General features: G+C 71.0%; 2 protein-coding genes. Both read left to right on the forward strand.

The features are described 5' to 3' along the window. Positions 1 to 1,042 (forward strand): sensor histidine kinase (locus tag KCH48_RS41815; protein ID WP_210582876.1); only part of this gene is annotated, 1,042 nt, incomplete at its 5' end. Then, a partial coding sequence (locus tag KCH48_RS41820) for a response regulator transcription factor (RefSeq protein ID WP_210582877.1) occupies positions 1,039 to 1,670 on the forward strand: 632 nt, incomplete at its 3' end. The genes KCH48_RS41815 and KCH48_RS41820, both read left to right, overlap by 4 nt.

The raw sequence follows: 1,670 nt of genomic DNA on the forward strand, positions 1-1,670 counted from the left end.
GACCGCCTATGCGCTGGTGGTCCTGGTCCATCTGCCGCTGGTGCTCCGCGGCCGGGCCCCGGTCGTGGTCTGCTGCCTCGTGCACGCGACCTGGCTGGTGTACATCACCGCCGGCTACTGGGCCGTGGTGTGCAGCTTCGGCCCCATGCTCGCCGTCTACACCGTCGCCTCCCTGCGAGCGCTGCGCGTCTCCGTCCCCTGCGCCGCGCTGATGGGCGGGGTCTGGATCTATGCGGGCGCGGTGAGTCACACCGACTCGTGGCCGTCCGTCGTCGGGCAGGCCGTGGTCTATCCGGCGGTGCTGTGGCGGTTCGGCGTCGTCGCCCGCCGAACGACCGACCTGACCCGGCAGCTGCGCCGGGAACAGGCCGAGCGGGCCCGGCGCGAGGTGGCCGAGGAACGCGGCCGGATCGCCCGCGAACTGCACGACGTGGTGGCCCACCACATGTCCGTGATCTCCGTGCAGACCGGTCTCGCCCGGTTCGTCTTCGACACCGACCGACAGACCGCGCGTACCGCACTCGACACCATCGACGCCACCGGCAAGGAGGCCCTCGACGAGCTGCGCCGCATGCTCATGGTGCTGCGCGCCGCCGACGACGGCGCCCCGGCCGGCCCGATGCCGGGCCTGGCCCGCCTCGACGAGATGGCCGAACGCGTCCGCGGCGGCGGGGTCCCGGTCGCTCTGAGCGTCGAGGGCACCCCGCGCCCGCTCGCCCCCGGCGTGGAACTGTGTGCCTACCGGGTGGTGCAGGAGGCGCTCACCAACGTCCTGAAACATGCGCCCGGCGCGAGTGCGGAGGTACGGCTGAGGTATGAACCGCATCACGTGACCGTTTCGGTCACGGACGATGGAGAGGGGGTGAATTTGGACAGAGTACGCAGCGACGGCGGGCATGGCTTGCTTGGCATGCGCGAGCGGGCCAAGCTCTACGGCGGGCAGATCAGCATCGGCCCGCAGGAGCAAGGGGGCTTCGCCGTGCGGCTGACCCTGCCTACCTCCGCGCGGGCCGCAGGGCGGGGGGACGACGCCACCACATGACCACCGTGCTCGTCGTGGACGACCAGTTCCTCATCCGGGCCGGACTGGTCGGGCTGCTGCGCGCCGCACCCGGTATCGAGGTGGTCGGCGAGGCCAGCGACGGCGCGGAGGCCGTGGCGCTGGCCGCCGAGACTGCCCCCGAGGTGATCCTGATGGACGTCCGGATGCCTGGCATGAGCGGCATAGAGGCCACCGAACGCATCCTTGCCCAGGCTGCCGAGCCCCCGCCCCGGATCCTGGTGCTGACCACGTTCGACCTCGACGAGTACGTGTACGGGGCGCTGCGCGCCGGAGCCTGCGGGTTTCTGCTCAAGGACTCCGGCCCGGAACGGCTGCTCGCCGCGGTGATCGCGGTCGCCGGTGGTGACGCCCTCTTCGCGCCCAGCGTCACCCGCCGCCTGGTCGAGGCGTACGCCCGCCAGACCGCATGCGAACAGCCCGCGGACCTGGATGCTTTGACCTCCCGCGAACTGGAGGTGCTGAAACTGATCGCACGCGGCCTGTCCAACCTGGAGATCGCGGACCGCCTCTACATCAGTGAGGCGACCGTAAAGACCCACCTCAACCGCACGATGACCAAGCTGGACCTGGACAGCAGGGCACAGGCGGTGGTGGTGGCGTACGAATC

It is taken from the genome of Streptomyces sp. GESEQ-4, from assembly GCF_017948455.1.
GTDB lineage: Bacteria > Actinomycetota > Actinomycetes > Streptomycetales > Streptomycetaceae > Streptomyces.